13 protein-coding genes are annotated in these 19,425 nt (G+C 70.5%); 7 read left to right on the top strand and 6 right to left on the bottom strand.

Annotated features, from left to right (window positions below):
* Positions 1-16 precede the first annotated feature (16 nt).
* The 4 genes from ACWTPI_RS25050 to ACWTPI_RS25035 all read right to left on the bottom strand — a co-directional run bounded on the left by ACWTPI_RS25050 (position 17) and on the right by ACWTPI_RS25035 (position 6,464).
* The gene (locus tag ACWTPI_RS25050) at positions 17-838 is read right to left on the bottom strand and encodes a peptidylprolyl isomerase (RefSeq protein ID WP_454733059.1); all 822 of its coding nucleotides are present in this window, start codon (positions 836-838) and stop codon (positions 17-19) included.
* A gap of 34 nt (positions 839-872) precedes the next feature.
* Positions 873-2,651, bottom strand: a complete 1,779-nt coding sequence (locus ACWTPI_RS25045) for a ShlB/FhaC/HecB family hemolysin secretion/activation protein (protein WP_454740810.1) — start codon at positions 2,649-2,651, stop codon at positions 873-875.
* A complete protein-coding gene (locus ACWTPI_RS25040) occupies positions 2,648-5,152 on the bottom strand; it encodes a two-partner secretion domain-containing protein (protein WP_454733058.1) in 2,505 nt (834 codons plus the stop codon). The genes ACWTPI_RS25045 and ACWTPI_RS25040 overlap by 4 nt, the downstream gene beginning before the upstream one ends.
* A gap of 388 nt (positions 5,153-5,540) precedes the next feature.
* Positions 5,541-6,464 carry a LysR substrate-binding domain-containing protein gene (locus tag ACWTPI_RS25035; RefSeq protein WP_454733057.1) on the bottom strand — a complete coding sequence of 308 codons (924 nt, stop codon included), beginning with the start codon at positions 6,462-6,464 and terminating at the stop codon, positions 5,541-5,543.
* 125 nt (positions 6,465-6,589) lie between these two features.
* Between ACWTPI_RS25035 and ACWTPI_RS25030 the strand changes: the two genes are divergently transcribed.
* The 6 genes from ACWTPI_RS25030 (at position 6,590) to ACWTPI_RS25005 (ending at position 12,802) form a co-directional block, all read left to right on the top strand.
* Positions 6,590-6,856: a DUF2917 domain-containing protein gene (locus ACWTPI_RS25030; RefSeq protein ID WP_197090432.1), complete on the top strand. Its 267-nt coding sequence runs from the start codon at positions 6,590-6,592 to the stop codon at positions 6,854-6,856.
* Positions 6,857-6,901: 45 nt separating this feature from the next.
* A complete protein-coding gene (locus ACWTPI_RS25025; protein WP_454733056.1) occupies positions 6,902-7,765 on the top strand; it encodes a crotonase/enoyl-CoA hydratase family protein in 864 nt (287 codons plus the stop codon).
* A gap of 211 nt (positions 7,766-7,976) precedes the next feature.
* On the top strand, positions 7,977-9,272 hold the full coding sequence (gene tcuC / locus ACWTPI_RS25020; protein ID WP_059414037.1) for an MFS transporter: 1,296 nt from the start codon (positions 7,977-7,979) through the stop codon (positions 9,270-9,272).
* A 272-nt stretch (positions 9,273-9,544) separates the two neighbouring features.
* Positions 9,545-11,095 (top strand): class I adenylate-forming enzyme family protein, encoded by a 1,551-nt coding sequence (locus tag ACWTPI_RS25015; protein ID WP_059414035.1) that lies wholly within the window; start codon positions 9,545-9,547, stop codon positions 11,093-11,095.
* Between the two features lie 128 nt (positions 11,096-11,223).
* Positions 11,224-12,390 carry a thiolase domain-containing protein gene (locus ACWTPI_RS25010; RefSeq protein ID WP_454733055.1) on the top strand — a complete coding sequence of 389 codons (1,167 nt, stop codon included), beginning with the start codon at positions 11,224-11,226 and terminating at the stop codon, positions 12,388-12,390.
* 4 nt (positions 12,391-12,394) lie between these two features.
* Positions 12,395-12,802 (top strand): Zn-ribbon domain-containing OB-fold protein, encoded by a 408-nt coding sequence (locus tag ACWTPI_RS25005; RefSeq protein ID WP_020204091.1) that lies wholly within the window; start codon positions 12,395-12,397, stop codon positions 12,800-12,802.
* A gap of 241 nt (positions 12,803-13,043) precedes the next feature.
* On the opposite strand, the gene ACWTPI_RS25000 is transcribed toward ACWTPI_RS25005, so the two are convergent.
* A complete protein-coding gene (locus ACWTPI_RS25000; RefSeq protein ID WP_454733054.1) occupies positions 13,044-14,984 on the bottom strand; it encodes a methyl-accepting chemotaxis protein in 1,941 nt (646 codons plus the stop codon).
* Between the two features lie 435 nt (positions 14,985-15,419).
* Here ACWTPI_RS25000 and ACWTPI_RS24995 point away from each other — a divergent pair, with 435 nt between their 5' ends.
* Positions 15,420-15,671 carry a hypothetical protein gene (locus ACWTPI_RS24995; RefSeq protein WP_020201483.1) on the top strand — a complete coding sequence of 84 codons (252 nt, stop codon included), beginning with the start codon at positions 15,420-15,422 and terminating at the stop codon, positions 15,669-15,671.
* A gap of 122 nt (positions 15,672-15,793) precedes the next feature.
* Here the strand turns inward: ACWTPI_RS24995 and ACWTPI_RS24990 are convergent, their stop codons facing one another.
* Positions 15,794-19,354, bottom strand: a complete 3,561-nt coding sequence (locus ACWTPI_RS24990; protein ID WP_454733053.1) for an error-prone DNA polymerase — start codon at positions 19,352-19,354, stop codon at positions 15,794-15,796.
* Positions 19,355-19,425: the final 71 nt, after the last annotated feature.

Raw genomic sequence — 19,425 nt, 5'->3', positions numbered from 1 at the left:
GCGGCGCCGGATCGCCTTACTGGGTGATCTTTGCCTTGGTCAGCAACTGCGTGACCAGCGCGGTGGTGGCGCGCTCGAGCGCCTGCGCCTGCAGGGCCTGCTGGATGCCGGGCTTGGCGGCCTCGTAGGCCGGGACCTGGGTCGGCCGCGCTTCATCGACCTTGACCAGGAAACGGTGGTTGTTCCAGGCAATGGGCGCGGCGCTGACCGCCCCGGCCGGCAGCGCCGCAATGGCCTGCGCCAGCGGCAGCGGCAGGCTTTGGGTCTGCCCCTCCTGCGCCGGCACCTTGAAGCTGATCCATTCCAAGGCGCCGCCGCTGGCCCTGGAGGGCGCCAGGCTGACCGCCTGCGCGACCTTGCCGAAGTCCTCGCCGCCCTTGATGCGGGCCAGCGCGCTGCCGGCGGCCGCATCGTCCGCGACTTCGATCACGCGGGCCTTGTATTCCTTCTCGCCCAGGCTGGCGACGATGGCGTCGTAGCGCTGCCTGACCTGCTCGTCGGTGACGGGCGCGGGCTTGATCCTGTCCTTGAGCCAGGCCTGGGTCAGGATGTTGTTGCGCGCCTCGCGCAGCGCGGCCTGGACTTCGGGGCGCGTCTCCAGCGTCTTGTCCTTGGCCGCTTCCTGGCGGAACAGCTCGCGCGCGATGAGCTGCTGCTTGATGGCTTCGCGTGCCTGCGGCGCGTCGGCGATGCGCATCTGCTGCATGGCCTGCGTGACCTGTTCGTCGGTCACGGCCACGCCGTTGACGGTGGCGGCCTGCGCGGCCTGCAGGCCGCAGGCCAGCGCGGCGGCGGCAACGAGGCGAGTGAGGCGAACGAGGCGGATCTGTGCTTGCATGACGGGTCCTTGGGATAGCCGATAAAACGTGGGTTCAGTAAGTCCAGTTCAGGGTGGCGAGCACCAGCGCGCTCTTCGTGCCCAGATAGGCGGGCTGCGCCAGCGGCATGCCGAGCATCAGCTCGCTGGTGAAGACCTGCCTGGCCCACTGGGCGGAAAGGCGCAGCCCCAGGCCGGTGCCGGCGACGGACTGCCAGTTGCGCGTTGCCACATAGGCGGCCTGGCCGCCGTCGAGAAACACATAGGGTTCCATGCGCACGCCGGCCAGCGCCGGGGCGTTGGCCCAGGCCAGCTCGTTGCGCAGGTAGGCGCCGCGGTCGCCCGCGATCACGCCTTCGCGGAAGCCGCGCACGGTGCTCATGCCGCCCGCGTAGATCTGCTCGGAGCCGAACAGCGCGACGTTGGCCCACTGGCCGGCGAGTTGCGCGCGCCAGGCCAGTTGCGCGCCGCCAGACAGGCGCGGCAGCGGCAATTGCAGCGTGGCGCTGGCGTCCAGCTTGGTGAACTGCGCGTGGGCTTCGTCGGCGCGGATGTCCGACGGATCGCGGGTCGCGTTCAGGGAGGTCAGGCCGCGCGAGATGCCGGCCTCCGCCGTGGCGTATCCGGGCTGCCCGTTGGCGGCGAAGCGGCGCAGCCCGCTCCAGGCCGCGCGCAGCACGGTCAGGCGCTGGGGGTCGAGCTGCAGGTTGTTGATCTCGCGCTCGCTCTTGCGATAGGTCAGCGTCAGGTCCAGCGCCTGGCGCCCGGTCCTGTCGCGGGTGATCACGCGGTTCCAGCCCAGCGTGTGGCCGAGGCTGCGGCCGTAGAGCAGCGCCGTGTCGGCGATGGCGCTCTGGTACTCCGAGAGCGAGCCGGTATAGCTGAACGTGTTGTAGCCGAACGGCACGGCCGCCGACAGCACGGCGGCGTTGGTGTCCACCGTGCCGATGTAGCTGGCGGAAACGGACTCCTGGAAGCCCAGCGCGTTGTCCGCGTCGATGCCCAGCCGGGTGCGCGCGATGCCGGTGCTGCGGCTGCCGTAGTTGTCCACCCCCGCGTTGAAGCGGAAGCGGTCGCCGGTCTGGTTCGTCAGCGCCACCACCGAGCTGCCCGGGGTCTGGCCGGGCAGGATCTGCAGCTCGGCCTGGTTGCGGCGCAGGCGGTTGATCTGGTCGACGCCCTGCTCCAGGTCGGGCAGGCGCAGGGTGTCGTCCGGCGCCGGGAACTGCCACGCGGTGCCGGCATCGGTCAGCAGGCCGCCGCCAACGGTGTCGAACAGCCCGCCGCCGCCCGGGCGGATGACGCGGCCGTTGAGCTGGATCGACTCCACCTTGCCGGTCACGACGGTGACGACGAGCACGCCGCTGGCCAGGTTCTGCTCGCCCAGGTAGGCGCGCGTGGTGATGTAGCCGCGGGCCACGAAGGCCTCGGTGAAGCGGCGCAGCAGCAGGTTGATGCGGTTGGTGCCGAGCGCGTGGCCCAGGAACGGCGCGGTGATGGCATCGACCTCGGCCTCGGAGAGCACGGTGTTGCCGCGCACCTGGATGCGCCGGATCTCGAAGGTGGCGGAGGTTTCCGGCACGGCCTCGACCGGCGCGTCCGGCGCCAGCCCGGGCGCGGCCTGGATCTGCGCCGGCGGCTGGGTGGCCTCGCGCTCCAGCTCGCGCTGGCGCTGCTCGCGCAGCAGGCGTTGCGCCGGGTCTTCCTGCACCGCCGGCGCGGACGGCATGGGAAGCGGCGGCACCTGCGCCATTGCCGGCGTCATCGCCAGCGCGGCGGCCAGTGCCGCCACGGCATGGAATCCGTCGAAGTCGCGCATGCTCACGTCCGTCATTTCCAGAACCAGGACGTAAGGCCCAGCCGGTTGTCGATGGACACCGGATCGCGCTGGCGCGGCCGGATCGTGGCCGCGTTGCCGGCGATGGCCACGTCGCCGTCGAAGCTGCCGCCGTTGGTCACGGTGTCGCCGGTGACGGTGGTGCGGCCCGCCGCCATCCAGCTGCCGCCCACGTCCATCGCGTAGAGCCGGGCCCAGGTGTCGCCGAAAAACGCCTTGAAGCCGCGGTCCCGCGCGATGGCGCTGTAGCCGGTGATGCCGGTGGCGTAGGTGACGGGCGCGTCGACGCGCAGGTCGCCCAGCGCCAGCACCCGGCCACCCACGTTGGCGGCCACGTTGCCCGCCTGGATGTCGATGTTGCCGCCGGCGGACAGCAGGCCGCCGGTCACGGTGGTGGTGGACGATGCCGAGGCGCGGCACACGATCAGGCACGAGCGCGCGTAGTGCGCGCTGCCGGTGGCCACGCCCTGCGTGCTGAAGGTATCGGCGGCCCGCACGGTGATGTCGCCGTTGTTGGCATAGATCTCGCCGCCCTGGTTGATCACGTTGCGGCCGGTCAGCGTGGTGCCCTTGTCCGACAGCAGGTAGGCGATCTGCCCGGGCCGGTCGGCCTGGCCGTAGTCCACGTCGAAGCTGGCCGTGCTCTTGGTCAGGAACAGCCAGCGCTTGCCGGAGGCGGTGCGGAAATCGGGCTGCTCGCCGTTGGCGCCGGCCTGCTTGGTGATCTGGTTGAGCAGGTCGCCGCCGGCGCGCACGTCGAGATAGCCGTTGGAGAGCATGCGGCCGTGCAGGTTGACGACGTCGCCGCCGGCCTGCACCGAGACGTCGTCGCCGGCGCCGAACAGGATGCCCAGCCATTGCGGCGTGGCGGTGTTGAGGATGTTGCCGCCGGCGCGCAGCGTGACGGCGCCGGCCGCCTCGGCATCGTCGGCGTTCCTCGCCTGCCCCTGGATCAGCCCGCCGCTGTTGGCGATGTCGCCGTCGGCCCGCACCAGCACGCCGCCGCCGGTGGCGACCACGCTCGATTGCCGGGCGTCCGAGCCGATGGACACCGCGCCCGCGCGCAGGCGGACATCGCCGGCGGCCAGCAGGGTGCTGTCCTGCTGGGCATAGTCGCCCGTGACCGTGACCGCGATGGCGCCGCCGGAGGAACGCACGTCGGCATCCTGCAGCGCCAGCGACTGCGCCCGGATCGCCGTGCCGGCCGTGCCGTCGATATCGGTGCCCGCGAGCGTGGCATTTGCGGCCTCGATGGAAACGGCGCCGTTCTTCGAGACCAGGGCGCTGCGGCCCGCGCCCTGTGCAGTCTGCAGCCCGGTGGCGGCAAGGACGATATTCCCGCCGGCGGTGGCTTGCGTGCCGCGCCACAGCACGCCGGGGCCGGCGTCGAACACGCCGATGCCGCCGCTGGCCGCCAGCGTGGTGTCCGCCAGCGCGACGGGCTGCGCATGCACCTGCCCGGACGACCCGATCACGAGGTCGCCCGCGGTGCGAGTGCCCGCGCTCAAGGCGGAAGCCGCCAGGTCGACCCGGTCGGAAGCCACCTGCAGGTGCCGGCCGGCCACGACGTTGCCGTTGCCGACCAGACCGCCGCTGCCGATCAGCACGTCCCGCGCGGCCTGGATCCGGCCGGAGGCAAGTTGCAGGTCGCCGGTGCCCGAGACGACGAAATCGCCGGCGGTGGCATACGCCGCGCCGGCATGCCGCACGCCCGCGCCCTGGTCCGTCACCATCAGTTCGATGCGCCCGGCGCTCAGGCTGCCCGCCGCGGTGATGTCCACGGCGAACCCCTGCCCCGGGTTGACCGCCGGCGCCGAATACTTGACCCACTCGCTGGCGTTGTCGGTGGGGGAAATGCTGGAATCGATCTCGGCGTTGCTGGTCCCGGCCACCGCGCGGATATGCGCGTTGGCATTGTCGAAGCGGTTCTCGACCTTGCCCGCGATGCGTATCTGCTTGGCCACCAGCTCGAGATTGAGCAGCTCGCCGGACAGGCCGCCGGGGCCGACGTCGATCATGCCCGCCGTGGTTGCCAGCTTGACGTTGCGCTGGAGCTCGCCGTCCGGCCTGATGAAATCATTGAACGAAACCTGGCCGGTGGTCAGCGCGAGGTTCCCCACGTTCAGCACCGAAGCACCGTTCACGCTGATGCCGTTGGGATTGGCGATGATGACGTGGGCGCGCTGGCCGAGCACCGCGAGCTGCCCTTCCAGCACGGACGGATTCGTGCTCGTGACCTGATTGAGGATGACGCGGGCGAAGGCGGCGCGGTTGTCGAGATCGACACCCGCGCGGGGCACGTTGAAATCGCGGTACGTATTGGTGGAGACGCCGCCCACCGCCTGCGCCACACCGACCGTGATGCGGCCGCCGGCCCCCGTGGTGACGGTGGTGACGGAGCCGCCGTCGGGCGTCACGCCGGCGGCCACGGCGGCCAGGCTCCAGCCCGCCGCCACCGCGAAAATCCCTGCACCAACCCTGAAATTTACTGCCTGCACCGCTTGCACTCCGCTCAACCTTATGCGCAAACGGCCCCGGTGGATCCGGGCGAATTGAAGGCTTCAACGTGTGTTTTCCGCCTGGTTTTCCTCGCGTTTGCAGCGCCATGATCGGGGCGCGACGCGATGGCGCCGGCACCCTGGTGGATCGGCGATCGCACGCAGCCACGGCATCTCCACGGAAACTGTCAAGTTTCCCGAAACTGCCATTTATGCGATTTGTCGCCGTTGACCCTGAATTACGGCACTGCGAGGGAAAACGATCACCCCCCCAAAGTCTGGTTTGTACTGCGGAATTTTCCGAATTTCATGGACATCGGATGCAGGCGTCGGCCTGACGCCACCTGAATACCGGCGGAAACCGGCCTCAGCCCCCCGCGCGCCCCCATCACCCAATCACCTCCCCCGCCAACTCCCCCTCCAGCCACGCCCGGAACTGCCGCACCCCGGGCCGTTCGGTGTCGGCGGCAACGATCTGGTACGTCAGCCCGTCGACGGCATGCTCCGGCAGCACCACCTGAAGCTGGCCGCTCTTGAGCATCGGCAACACCATCGGCGTGCGCCCGATGGCGATGCCGGCCTGCTGGACGGCGGCGTTGAGGACGTGGGCGTATTGCGAGAAATACAGGCAGGCCTGCTTGGACGAGCGCGCCAGGCCCAGGCGCTGGTACCACTGCGTCCACGACATCCAGGCGAAGCGCGCGCCGGGGTCGTGGAACACCAGCAGCGGCGCGTCGAGCATGTGGCGCGGCTCGGCGATGCGCGCGGCGATGGCGGGCGCGGCCACCAGCATCAGGCGCTCGCGCAGCAGCGGGCGCGGGTCGCCGGGGCCGGGGGGCTGGGCGTTGAGGCGGATGGCGAGGTCGATGCCTTCGCGCTCGAGGTTGAGCATGGCTTCGGAGGCGTCGATGCGCACGTCGATGCCGGGCTCGGCGGCCTGGAAGCGGGCCAGCTTGGGCACCAGCCACAGCGCGGCGAACGATGGCGTGGTGGTGACGGCGATGGAAACGCGGTCGACCGCCAGCAGGCGGTCGATGGCCGCGCCCAGCTGGCCGATGGCGGCGCGCGCGGCTTCGTAGAGCTGGCGGCCTTCGGGCGTGAGACTCAGGCCTTTGCCGCCGCGCCGGAACAGCGCGGCGCCGATGATGTCTTCGAGGCTCTTGACCTGTTTGCTGACGGCGGACTGGGTGATGCAGAGTTCTTCTGCCGCGGCGGTGAAGCTCAGGTGGCGCGCGGCGGATTCGAAGCCGCGCAGGGCTTCGAGGGACATGGCGCGCAGCGCGCCGGTGGAGGCTCGGCTCAGGATCGACATGACGCCCAGGCATACCGCTGATGAAAATCCTTCCGGCCGCGCTGGCCGGAACCCGGCAAGAATGCAGTCAACGTTCAGGACGCTGCCCGCGGTCCGGAACGCCTTGCCCGGAGACCATCATGCCGATGACAAACCCGACAGAGCACCCCGCCGCGCAAGGCGTCTGGCTGCTCGGCCCGGCCGCGCTGCGGATCCCGCTTGGCTGTGGATCTTACCTGATCTGCACGCAGGGCACGGCGTGGCTCACGGAGCAATCGGCCGCGCCCGAGGCGGCCGGACGCGACACGGTGCTGGCGTGCGGCGAGCGCTTCGTCGCGCGCCGCGCGGCGGTGGTGTTCGTCTCCGCTTTTCGCGGGCGGCCGGCGCGCGTCGCCGTGGGGCACGCGGCCTGAACACCGGCCATGCAGAACGACACGAACCACGACAGGAGAACGACCATGAACGAGACCAGCCCGCGCCACGGCGCGCACGGAACGCACGGAGTGCACGGCGACGATGCGCGCGGCCACGACGACGCGCCGGTGCAATGTCGCGCGCTGGGCGCGCACGCGCTGCTGGTGCTGAACCGCCCGGCCAAGCTCAATGCGCTGAGCTACGCGCTGATCGACGACCTGATGGAAAAGCTCGACGCCATCGAGGCGGACCCGGCCGTGCGCTGCGTGATCCTGACCGGCAGCGGCACGCGCGCCTTCAGCGCGGGCGCGGACATCGCCGGCTTCGCGCCGGACCTCGCGGCGTCGCCGGAGCAGGCGCTGCGCCGTTTCCTGCAGCGCGGGCAGGCCATGACGCGGCGCATCGAGGCATTCCCCAAGCCGGTCATCGCGGCGGTCAACGGGCTGGCCTTCGGCGGCGGCTGCGAGATCCTGGAAGCCTGCAGCCTGGCCATCGCGGCCGCTCACGCCACCTTCGCCAAGCCGGAGATCAAGCTGGGCTTCCCGCCCACGTTCGGCGGCACGCAGCGGCTGCCGCGCCACGTGGGGCGCAAGCGCGCCAACGAGATGATCCTCACCGGCGAGGCCATCGACGCCGCCGCGGCGCTGCGCCTCGGGCTGGTCAACGAGGTGGTGGAGGCGGCCGGCCTGATCCCCGCCTGCGTGCGGCTGGCCGACCGCATCGCCCGCCATTCCGCGGTGGCGGTGACGGCCAGCCTGCGCGCGGTCACGCGCGGCATCAACCTGCCGATCGACGAGGGGCTGGCGGTGGAGGCGATGCAATTCCTGGTGGCCGCGGCCTCGCACGATGCGCGCGAGGGCACCAGCGCGTTCGTGGAGAAACGCCCGCCCGCGTTCCGCCATGCCTAGGCCGCGCTTGCGCTTGAGCCTATGCTTGAATCACGCGTGAGCCACGCTTGAGCCACGTTCAGGCCACGCCCGGACCGAACCGCGGGACTGGCGCCGGAGGCTTGCAGCGCATATATTGACCTCCACACGCGCGGGCCGCACAAGCGGTCGCCCGCCGGCGCCTCGCCGGGGGCGCCGCATACGCCGCACGCCGTGCCCAAGGAGACAGGCAATGCAAGCGCAAATGGCCGGGACGGCCGTACCCGGGTCCTCGAAACTCGCCGCGGTCCTGCGGGTGACCAGCGGCAATTTCCTCGAGCAGTTCGATTTTTTCCTGTTCGGCTTCTACGCCACCTACATCTCCCAGGCGTTCTTTCCCTCGGACAGCGAGTTCGCCTCGCTGATGCTGACCTTCGCCGTGTTCGGCGCGGGCTTCCTGATGCGCCCGCTCGGCGCCATCATGCTGGGCGCGTACATCGACAAGGTGGGCCGGCGCAAGGGCCTGATCGTGACACTGACGCTGATGGCCAGCGGCACCATCCTGATCGCGCTGGTGCCGAGCTACGCCACCATCGGCGTGCTGGCCCCGCTGCTGGTGCTCACGGGCCGCCTGCTGCAGGGATTCTCGGCCGGCGCGGAGCTGGGCGGCGTGTCGGTCTATCTCGCGGAGATGGCCACGCCGGGCCACAAGGGCTTCTATACCGCGTGGCAATCGGCCAGCCAGCAGATCTCCATCGTGGTGGCGGCCGCGCTCGGCTTCGGGCTGAACCAGTGGCTGGCGCCCGAGGCGCTGCATAGCTGGGGCTGGCGCATCCCGTTCCTGATCGGCTGCCTGATCGTGCCGTTCCTGTTCGTGCTGCGCCGCTCGCTGCAGGAGACCGCGGCCTTCAGCGCGCGCCGCAGCCGCCCGAGCACGCGCGAGGTGCTGGACTCCATGCTGCGCAACTGGCGCACCGTGCTGGCCGGCACCATGCTGGTGGCCATGACCACCACCACGTTCTACCTGATCACGGTCTACACGCCCACTTTCGGCAAGACCGTGCTCAAGCTGAGCACGGCCGACAGCCTCGCGGTGACGCTGTGCGTGGGCATCTCCAACTTCATCTGGCTGCCCGTCGGCGGCGCGCTGTCCGACCGCATCGGCCGCCGGCCCATCCTGCTGGCGATCTCGCTGATCGCGCTGGTGACGGCCTACCCGGCGCTGTCCTGGCTGGCCGGCGCGCCGAGCTTCGAGCGCATGCTGCTGGTGCTGCTGTGGCTGTCGTTCCTGTTCGGCATGTACAACGGCGCGATGGTGGTGGCGCTGACCGAGGTGATGCCGGTGGAGGTGCGGGTGGCGGGCTTCTCGCTCGCGTACAGCCTCGCTACCGCCATCTTCGGGGGCTTTACGCCGGCCATCTCCACGTATCTGATCGAAGTCACCAAGGACAAGGCCGCGCCGGGCTACTGGATGGCCTTCGCCGCGGCGTGCGGGCTGGCCGCCACCATCATCCTGTACCGCAAGAACCGCGTGCAGGCGACCGTGTAGGCAGCGGGCTCGCCCGGCCCGGCGCCGCCGGCGCCGGGTTCCTCGCCGCGCCGGCGGTCGTGACGATGGTCCTCGCAGCCATCGTCACAGCCGCCGCGCCGCCGCTTGTGCGGCGCACAAAACCGCCGCGCAAGGCTCACTTCCAAAAAGCCAAATTGTCGAACCCGCCGTCAGGCGCGACACTCTTTCCCCAGCGGCTGGCGCCCTGGGCGCCCCGGACCACGCTCTCCTCAACGCTTTCCCGCTCCGGCGGGAAGTTCGCTGCGCCCCCGATGACAAGTACCGACTTCGTTCCCCTTCCCGCCCTGGTCGACGCGCAGGCCGCCTCGCGCCCGCGCCACCCGGCCCTGGTGCTGGACGGGCAGAGCATCGACTACGCCACGCTGAACCGCCTGGCCGACCGCGTCGCGGCGGCCTTGCAGCGCGACGGCGTGCCCGCGCAGGGCACCGTCGCCATCTGCGCGGCGATGTCCATCGGCTACGTTGCCGCGTTCCTCGGCGCGCTGCGCGCGGGCGTGGCGGTGGCGCCGCTGTCGCCGGCGCTGAATCCGGACACCCTGCGCACGATGGTGCGGGATGCGGGCGCGCGCCGCGTGTTCGTCGACGCCACCACGCGCGAGGCGCTGCGCGGTGGCGCGCAAGCCGGGCCGGACGCGCCCTGCATCGCGCTCGACGACAGCGCGGCCGGCCTGCCGTTCAGCCAGTGGCTGGCGCCCGCCGGCACGCCGCCCGCGCCGGTGGCGATCCGGCCGGACTGGGCCTTCAACCTGATCTATTCGTCCGGCACCACGGGCGTGCCCAAGGGCATCATCCAGCCGTTCGGCATGCGCGCCTCGCACGTGCGGCGCGCCGCCCAGGGCGGCTACGGCCCGGACAGCGTGGCGCTGCTGGCGACGCCGCTGTACTCCAACACCACGCTGGTCAGCCTGCTGCCCACGCTGGCGCTGGGCGGCACGGTGGTGCTGATGGGCAAGTTCGACGCCGGCCGCTACCTGGCGCTGGCGGCGCGCCACCGCGCCACCCACACCATCCTGGTGCCGGTGCAGTACCAGCGCATCCTCGCGCACGCGGACTTTGCCGGCACCGACCTGTCCGCGTTCCGCTACAAGTTCTGCACCAGCGCGCCGTTCCCGGCGGCGCTCAAGGCCGAGGTGCTGCAACGCTGGCCGGGCGCGCTGATCGAGTATTACGGCATGACCGAAGGCGGCGGGCGCTGCGAGCTGCGCGCGCACGAGCACCCGCACAAGCTGCACACCGTGGGGCGCCCCTCGGCGGACACCGACATGCGCCTGCTCGGCGACGATGGCCGCGAGCTGCCGCCCGACGCGCCGCCCGGCACCCCGGGCGAGATCGTGGGGCATTCGTCGGGCATGATGTCCGGCTATCACAACCAGCCCGCCAAGACCGCCGAGGCGGAATGGTTCGACGCCCGCGGCAAGCGCTTCATCCGCACCGGCGACGTCGGTTATTTCGATGCCGACGGTTTCCTGGTGCTGATGGACCGCAAGAAGGACATGGTCATCTCGGGCGGCTTCAACCTCTACCCCAGCGACATCGAGGCCGTGCTGCTGAAGCACGCCGACGTCGCCGACGCGGCGGTGGTGGGCGTGCCCTCCGAGCGCTGGGGCGAGACGCCGGTGGCCTTCGTGGTGCCGCGCGCCGGCGCCGCGGCCAGCGCCGAGGCGCTGCTGGAGTGGGTCAACGGCCGGCTGGAAAAAATGCAGCGCCTGGCCGCGCTGGAGCTGACCGGCGAGCTGCCGCGCAACGCCATCGGCAAGGTGCTCAAGCGCGAGCTGCGCGAGCGCTTCGGGCGCGCGCCGTGAGATCGCGCCACAATCCAGGGCGAGGCAAGAACGCGCTGGCCGGATAGCGGGCAGACCGGCAGACCCGCAGACCCGCCGGCGGATTCCATCCATTCCATCATCCGTACCCGGAACAACCAGGGAGACCCATGAGCATCAACGGCAAGGCATACATCGTCGGGGCCTACGAGCACCCGACGCGCAAGGCTCCGGACAAGAGCGTGGCGCAGCTGCACGCGGAATGCGCGCGCGGCGCGCTCGAAGACGCCGGACTGACCCTGCAGGACGTCGACGGCTACTTCTGCGCGGGCGACGCGCCCGGCCTCGGCATGATCAACATGGTGGACTACCTCGGCCTCAAGGTGCGCCACGTGGACTCCACCGACACCGGCGGCTCGGCCTATATCGCCCACGTCTCGCACGCCGCGCAGGCCATCGCCGCCGGCAAGTGCAACGTGGCGCTGATCACGCTGGCCGGCCGCCCGCGCTCGGAAGGCTCGAGCGGCACGCAGGCGCGCAACTGGGGCGCCAACCTGCCCGACCAGCCGTTCGAGGCACCGTATAACGCCGTCACCGTGAACCTGTACGCGATGGTGGCGATGCGCCATATGTTCCAGTACGGCACCACCAGCGAGCAGCTCGCGTGGATCAAGGTGGCGGCCTCGCACCACGCCCAGCACAACCCCCACGCCATGCTGCGCGAAGTCGTGACCGTGGACGACGTGCTGAACTCGCCGATGATCTCCGACCCGCTGCACAAGCTCGACTGCTGCGTGGTCAGCGACGGCGGCGGCGCGCTGATCGTGGCGCGCCCGGAAATCGCGGCCCGGCTCAAGCGCCCCAAGGTCAAGATCCTCGGCGCCGGCGAAGCGGTCAAGGGCCAGCTCGGCGGCGAAGTCGACCTGAGCTGGTCGGGCGCGGCCATCTCCGGCCCGATCGCCTTCGAGGAAGCGCGCATCCGCCCGTCCGACATCAAGTACGCCTCGATCTACGACAGCTTCACCATCACCGTGCTGATGCAGCTCGAAGACCTGGGCTTTTGCAGGAAAGGCGAAGGCGGCCGCTTCGTGGCCGACGGCAACCTGATCTCGGGCGTCGGCAAGCTGCCCTTCAACACCGACGGCGGCGGCCTGTGCAACAACCATCCGGCCAACCGCGGCGGCATCACCAAGGTGATCGAAGCCGTGCGCCAGCTGCGCGGCGAGGCCCACCCCGCCGTGCAGGTCAAGAACTGCGACCTGGCGCTGGCCCAGGGCACGGGCGGCTATCTCGGCTCGCGCCACGGCAGCGCCACTGTGATTCTGGAACGGGAGTAACACCATGAGCACACCCTACACGGCCACGCCGCTCAAGTCGCCGCAGGTGGCGCCCGACAACACCGCGTTCTGGGAAGCCGCGCGCGAAGGCCGCCTGCTGGTCAGGCACTGCAAGTCCTGCGGCAAGCCGCACTGGTACCCGCGCACGCTGTGCCCGTTCTGCATGGGCGACACCGAATGGAAGCAGGCCTCCGGGCGCGGCACCATCTACTCGTTCAGCGTCACGCGCCGCGCGGGCCCGACGCCGTTCTGCATCGCCTACGTGACGCTCGAAGAAGGCGTGACCATGATGACCCATATCGTGGATTGCGACCTCGACACGGTGCGCATCGGGCAGAAGGTGAAGCTGACCTTCACGCCGACCGAGGACGGGCCGCCGGTGCCGACCTTCGCGCCTGCGGAGGCGGGCTGACAGCGGCGGCGCTCTTGGGCGCCGCGGGATCTGACGGAGAAGGGTCTGGAGCGAGGACCGGCGCTTGCGGATGATGAAGGTCATCGCTTCGTGGATGCGCCGGCCCTCTCCCCCCGCCCCTCTCCCGCATGCGGGAGAGGGGAGACCACAGGTAGCAAAGCCGGCGCCGCCGGCAATTGGACCGCGCGCATGGCGCCGTCCGATTGCCGACGCATCCCGATTGCCAGCGGTCCGCTCTCCCCTACGCCTCCAACCGGAACACCGCCACCGCCCGCTCCATGTGCTGCGCCTGTTCCTTGAGCGCGTCGGCCGCGGCGGCGGCCTGCTCCACCAGCGCGGCGTTCTGCTGCGTGACCTGATCCATCTGCGCCACCGCCTGGTTGACCTGGGCGATACCGTTGCTCTGCTCGCGCGAGGCCCGGCTGATCTCGTCCATCATGGTGGTGACGCGCCCGACCGCGCCGACGATGTCGTCCATCGTCGCGGCGGCGTCGCCGGCCAGCGTGGAACCCGCCTCCACGCGCTGCACCGATTGCGAGATCAGCGTGCGGATCTCCTTGGCCGAGCTGGCGGCACGCTGGGCCAGGCTGCGCACCTCGGTGGCCACCACCGCGAAGCCGCGCCCGTATTCGCCGGCGCGCGCCGCTTCCACCGCGGCGTTGAGCGCGAGGATATTGGTCTGGAAGGCGATCCCGTCGATCACCGCGATGATCTCGACGATGCGCCGGGAGTCGCCCTCGATCTCGCTCATGGTCTGCAGCACGCGCCCGACCGAGGCGCCGCCGGTCTGCGCGATCTCGCGCGCCTCGCCGGCCAGCACGCTGGCCTGGTCGGCGCTGCTGGCGTTCTGCTGCACCGCTGCGGTGAGCTGCTCCATGCTGGCGGCGGTCTGCTCCAGCGAGGAAGCCTGCTCCTCGGTGCGCTGGGACAGGTCGAGGTTGCCCTGCGCGATCTCTCCCGCGGCGGCCAGCACGTTCTGCGCGCCGGCCTTGGTGTCGCCGATCAGCACGCGCCAGGTCCGCACCAGCGACAGCAGGTGACGCTTGACCTCGCTGAGCTCGTCCTTGCCGCGCGCTTCCGCGTGCACGGCCAGGTCGCCGGCATTGATGCGCTCGACCATCCCCGCCACCTCGCGCACGTCGCCGCGCATGCCGGCGGCGAAACCGGCGAACAGGTAGAGCGCCGCGCCCACGGCCAGCAGCGCCACGCCGCCGAGCATTTCGAGCTGGCGGGTCTCTGCGGCGATGCGCCGCGCCAGCATGGCGTGCGTGATGTCCGAGAATTCCTTGTTGACCGAGGACACCGCCTCGATGGCGGCGCTGGCGTTGTCGAAGTACGCCTTGGCGTCGATGGAAATGCCGCCGGTGCCGAGCATCTTGTCCCTGAGCGTGCCGTGGAAGGCATCCATCGCCGACAGCTTCGCCTGCGCCGCGTCCACGCGCTCGCGGTAGTCGGGCGCGGCGCGCAGGACGCGGCCGATGTCGCGCCGCACTGATTCCAGCCCGTCATGAATCTGCTCGGCCAGCGCCGCCAGGTCGGCTTGCTGCGCCGCGTCGGAATAGCCGCCCTGGGTGATGATGGCCGCGCCGCGGCCGCGCGCCAGCGCGCTGAGCTCAGCCAGCTTCGGCATGGGCCCGACCAGCAGGTTGATCAGGTAGTAGGAGCCGGCATCGGGGTCCAGCGCGAGCGAGGAACGGTCGGCCACGTCGCCGATGAACAGGCGGGTCTGCTTGACCAGGGCGCTGTGCTGCTCGAACAGCGGCGCGGCGGTGCCTTTCAGGCCCGATTCATGCATGGCCTGCCACGCCTGCGCGAGCTTTTCCGCATCGGGCACCACATCGAAGCCGCTGCTCGCGGCGGCGTCCTGCCTGAGCTGCGCGAGGTGTGCCGCCGCCTTGGCATCGGCGGCGTCGAAGGTGGCGCGGAAGGCGGCGTTGCCCGCCAGCACGGCGTTGGCCGCGCCGCGCCTGACCTGCGTCTCGCGCATGAAATCGAGCGCGCGGTCGACGATCACGAGGCCGCGCAGTTCGTCGCGCGCGGCGCCGACGGACTGCAGCGACATGCTCAGTACCGCGTAGAGCGCGCCGCACAGCGGGATCAGAAACAGGACGGCCAGCAAGGCGAGCTTGCGGATGATGTTCAGGCGCGCCATCAGGCGCACTGCGGGGGAAAGAAAAGACACCACGAAAATCCTTGGGAAAATACTCGCATGCGGCTTGTATCGGCTGCGCGCCGGCATCCTGAAGGCCTTGATGACAGCTTATTTTTTCGCCGCACAACGACGGGGCGAGAACGGCACAGGCGCGGTGCGGCATGCCCGCAAAGCGGGCGCTGGCAAGCGCTGGCGGGAAGGGACCGATTGGGCAAAGGACGCGGGAAACGGGTAAGCCGGCGGCAGGATGGCAAGAAGGTCAGCAAAGGGCCAACAAAGCGGACACAAAACGGACGCAAAGAAAACGTACAACGAAGCCAAGCGAAGCCGGTGCGGCACACCGGCCAGGAGGCACGCCGGGAGGCACGAAAGACCTTGAACCTATTCGCGGCAATGCTGTCTTTTGGTCAGCAGTTTTGTCCTCGAAGGCCTGCGAGCGCGGGCTACCCTACCCAGGAGTCACCGATGCTGAGTCCCCACGAATTTGCCACCTTGCTGCTGGTCCGCGATGCGCAGGACTGCCTGGAACTCGACCCCGTCGATCTGGACACCCTGGTCGAGCGCGGCCTGGTGTCGCTCGAGGATTGCACGGGCGGGCATCGCTGCCCGCGCGTCACGGCACATGGCTTCGCCGTGCTGAAGGCGGTGGGCTGGCGGGACGAGGTACCGCGCCAAGCACAGTGGCAGGCGCGGGCGCAAGGCACGCAGGCGCTGTAGCACGCGGCATGCCGGCACTCCCGCCGGCATGCGCGCGGACGGGCGGCGCGCGCCGCCGCCCGCGCGGGCAAACGCAGCAGGCAGGCAGACAAGCAGGCAAGCGGGCGCGCAGCAAGCGCCGCTCAGTGAAAATCCCGGCTCATCACCATCAGGCGGCCCAGCAGCGGGCTGAGGTCCACCAGTTGCTGCGCCACCAGGTGCCTGACCTCGCCCTGCCGCTGCCAGGTGCCGATCACGCCCAGCATGGTGGCGCCCAGCACTTCCTTGCGCTGGCGCTCGATCAGGTCCGGCCACAGGATCACGTTGACGGCGCCGGTCTCGTCCTCGATCGAGACGAAGATGGTGCCGCTGGCGGTGGCGGGCCGCTGGCGCACGGTGACGATGCCGCAGGCGCGCACGCGCCGGCCGTTGCCGCACTGCGCAAGCTGCCGCGCGGTGGCGAATTTCATGGCCGTCAGGCGCGGGCGCAGCAGCGCCAGCGGATGCGACTTCAATGACAGGCCCGTGCTGGCGTAGTCGGCGGCCACGTCTTCGCCCAGGCGCGGCGCGGGCAAGGCAAGCGCACTCTCGGCCGGCGGCGCCGCGTAGAGCAGGTCGCGGTGGGCCGCCTGCAGCGCGGCGGCGCGGGCCTGCCAGCGCGCCTGGCGGCGATGCCCGGCGAGCGCGGACAGCGCATCGGCGGCGGCCAGCGCGTCGATGTCGTGGCGGTCCAGGCAGGCGCGCAGCACCAGGTCTTCCACGCTGGCGAAGGGCCGCCCGGCGCGCGCCGCCTCGATGCGCAGCGCCACGTCCTTGCTCATGCCTTTCACGCGGTCGAGGCCGAGCCGCACGGCCGGGCGGGCGCTGCCCGCTTGCGTGCCCGCTTGTGTGCCTGCTTCCGTGTCCATGTCCGCGTCCATATTTGCTCCCACCTCCGCGCTCCCATCCGCATCCGCTTCGAGCGTGCTTTCCCAGCCGCTCACCGTGACGTCCGCCGGCAGCGTGCGCACGCCGTGGCGGCGCGCATCCTGCACCAGTTGCGAGGGCGAGTAGAAGCCCATCGGCTGGCTGTTGAGCAGCGCGCACAGGAAGGCGGCCGGATGGTGGCACTTGATCCACGCGCTGAGGTAGACCAGCTTGGCGAAGCTGGCGGCGTGGCTTTCCGGGAAGCCGTACTCGCCGAAGCCTTCGATCTGCCGGCAGATGGCCAGCGCGAAGGACTCGGGATACTTGTTGGCGGTCAGCCCCCTGACCAGCTTGTCCTGGTACTTGCGCAGGTCGCCCTTGCGCCGCCACGCCGCCATCGAGCGGCGCAGATGGTCGGCCTCGCCGGGCGTGAAGCCGGCCGCGTCGATGGCCAGCTGCATGACCTGCTCCTGGAAGATCGGCACGCCCAGCGTGCGGCCCAGCACGTTCTGGATGATCTTGTCGTGGTACACGGGCTGCTTGCCGGTGCGCCGCACCACTTCGCGCCGCTTGAGGAAGGGATGCACCATGCCGCCCTGGATCGGGCCGGGCCGCACGATGGCCACCTCCACCACCAGGTCGTAGAAGCTGCGCGGCCGCAGGCGCGGCAGCATCGACTGCTGCGCGCGCGACTCCACCTGGAACACGCCGATGGTGTCGGCCGCGCAGATCATGTCGTAGGTCTTGCCGTCCTCGCGGGGAATCTCCGCCATGCGCATCGGCCCGCCCGACGGCCCCGGGATCATTGCCAGCGCGCGCCGGATCGCCGACAGCATGCCCAGCGCCAGCACGTCCACCTTGAGCAGGCCGAGCGATTCGAGGTCGTCCTTGTCCCACTGGATCACGCTGCGCTCCGCCATCGCCGCGTTCTCGATCGGCACCAGCCGCGACAGCTTGTCCCGCGCGATCACGAAGCCGCCGACGTGCTGCGACAGATGGCGCGGAAAGCCGCGCAACTGCATGGTCAGGCTGGCCCACTGGCGCACCGCCAGCGACTCCGGGTCCAGTCCGTATTGCGAGATGCGCTCGATGAAGCCGCGCGGGCCGTCCCACCACGCCTGCCCCTTGACCACCTGCTCGATCACGCTGGCGTCGATGCCGAGCGCACGGCCCACGTCGCGCAGCGCGCTGCGCGAGCGGTAGGTGATCAGCGAGGCCGCCAGCGCGGCGCGGTCGCGGCCGTATTTCCCGTAGATGTACTGGATGACCTCTTCGCGCCGCTGGTGCTCGAAGTCGACGTCGATGTCGGGCGCCTCGTCGCGCTCGCGCGAGAGGAAGCGGCCGAACAGCATGTTGGCGTCGGCCGGATGGACCTCGGTGATGAACAGGCAATAGCAGACCAGCGAGTTGGCCGCCGAGCCGCGCCCCTGGCACAGGATGTCCTTGCTGCGCGCGAAGCGCACGATGTCGTGCACGGTGAGGAAGAACGACGCGTAGCCTTTCTCCCGGATCAGGCCGAGCTCGTCCGCCAGCTGCTTGTCCCACCTGGGATCGAGGCCGTCGGGAAACCGTATCGCCTTGCCCTTCATGGTCTCGCTGTACAGGTAGCTGAACGGCGTCAGGCCGGCGGGCACCAGTTCCTCCGGATATTCGTAGCGCAGCGTGTCCAGCGAGAAATCGCACATGGCGGCGATGCGCAGCGTCTGCGCCAGCGCCTCGCGCGGGTAGAGCCGCGACAGCCGCTGGCGCATGCGCAGGTGCTGCTCGGCATTGGGCGCCAGCGCCATGCCGCACTCGGCCAGCGTCTGCCCGGTGCGGATCGCGCTGAGCACGTCGGACAGCGGCTTGCGCGAGCGCACGTGCATGGTCACGGCGCCCGCCGCGGCCAGCGGCACGCCGGCCTGCGCCGCGGCGTCCTCCAGCCGCTGCCGGTGCAGCGCGTCGGCATGGCCCTGCAGTTGCTCGAGCGCGATCCAGGCGCGCTCGCCGAAGACCTGCCGCATCCAGCGCGCCTGCCGCAGCAGCGCTTGCGGCTCGGGGCAGTACGCGGGCAACAGCAGCGCCACGCAGCGGGGCATGCCGCGCAGGTGCGCGTGTTCCGCTGCGGGCGCGGCGATGTCCTCCGGGCGCAGGCGGTAGGCGCCCTTCTCCGCGCGCCGGCGGCCCAGCGTGATGAACTCGCAGAGATTGCCGAAGCCTTCGCGGTCCTGCGCCAGCAGCACCAGGCGCAGGGCCGGATCATCGTTCTGACCGTCCTTGCCATCCTGGCCGGTCAGCGTGAAGCGGCTGCCGATCAGCAGGCGGAAGGCCTGCGCGGCGGCGGCGATGGCGGAGAGTTTTTCATGGCGCCGCAGGCGGGCCTCGGCGGCCTCGCCGGGGCCGGCGGCTTGCAGCAGGACGTCCTGCGCGCCGGGGTCGTGGCCTTCGCCGTCTTCCGCCTCCTCCGCGGCCAGGGCTTCGAGGTCATCCTCGTCTTCGTCGTCTTCCTCGCCCGCGTCGAGGCCGGCGGCCAGCCGCGCCGCGCTGCGCGCGAGCGCGGCGCTGGCGCGCTCGCGCAGGTCCTTGAGCGCGTGGTGCGCGCGCGCCGTGCCGGCCACCGAGCATTCGTCGGTGAGCGCGAGGCCGCCATAACCCAGCGCGAACGCGCGCTCGATCAGCTCGACCGGATGCGAGGCGCCTTCGAGGAAGGTGAAGTTCGAGATGCAGTGCAGCTCCACGTAATCGGGCAAGGCCGGCAGCAGCGCCGAGAGCGCGGGCGGCAGGGCGGAAAACGAAGGCGCGGCGGGCAGGCTGGACATGATCGAAGACGGATATGAAACAGGGTGAGGCCAGGTCGAACGAGGTGAAGCCAAATGAAGCCGGATGGAGC

The sequence above is a fragment of the Cupriavidus ulmosensis genome (assembly GCF_977008105.1).
The sequence above is the reverse complement of the archived record's forward strand: the minus strand, read 5'-3'. Positions and strand labels throughout refer to the sequence as shown.

Excerpts from the sequence above, each read along its gene's own strand:
- ACWTPI_RS25050 (WP_454733059.1), bottom strand. The coding sequence starts at position 838 with ATGCAAGCACAGATCCGCCTCGTTCGCCTCACTCGCCTCGTTGCCGCC.
- ACWTPI_RS25045 (WP_454740810.1), bottom strand. The coding sequence starts at position 2,651 with ATGACGGACGTGAGCATGCGCGACTTCGACGGATTCCATGCCGTGGCG.
- ACWTPI_RS25035 (WP_454733057.1), bottom strand. The coding sequence starts at position 6,464 with ATGTCGATCCTGAGCCGAGCCTCCACCGGCGCGCTGCGCGCCATGTCC.
- ACWTPI_RS25030 (WP_197090432.1), top strand. The coding sequence starts at position 6,590 with ATGACAAACCCGACAGAGCACCCCGCCGCGCAAGGCGTCTGGCTGCTC.
- ACWTPI_RS25025 (WP_454733056.1), top strand. The coding sequence starts at position 6,902 with ATGAACGAGACCAGCCCGCGCCACGGCGCGCACGGAACGCACGGAGTG.
- tcuC (WP_059414037.1), top strand. The coding sequence starts at position 7,977 with ATGCAAGCGCAAATGGCCGGGACGGCCGTACCCGGGTCCTCGAAACTC.
- ACWTPI_RS25015 (WP_059414035.1), top strand. The coding sequence starts at position 9,545 with ATGACAAGTACCGACTTCGTTCCCCTTCCCGCCCTGGTCGACGCGCAG.
- ACWTPI_RS25010 (WP_454733055.1), top strand. The coding sequence starts at position 11,224 with ATGAGCATCAACGGCAAGGCATACATCGTCGGGGCCTACGAGCACCCG.
- ACWTPI_RS25005 (WP_020204091.1), top strand. The coding sequence starts at position 12,395 with ATGAGCACACCCTACACGGCCACGCCGCTCAAGTCGCCGCAGGTGGCG.
- ACWTPI_RS24995 (WP_020201483.1), top strand. The coding sequence starts at position 15,420 with ATGCTGAGTCCCCACGAATTTGCCACCTTGCTGCTGGTCCGCGATGCG.
- ACWTPI_RS24990 (WP_454733053.1), bottom strand. The coding sequence starts at position 19,354 with ATGTCCAGCCTGCCCGCCGCGCCTTCGTTTTCCGCCCTGCCGCCCGCG.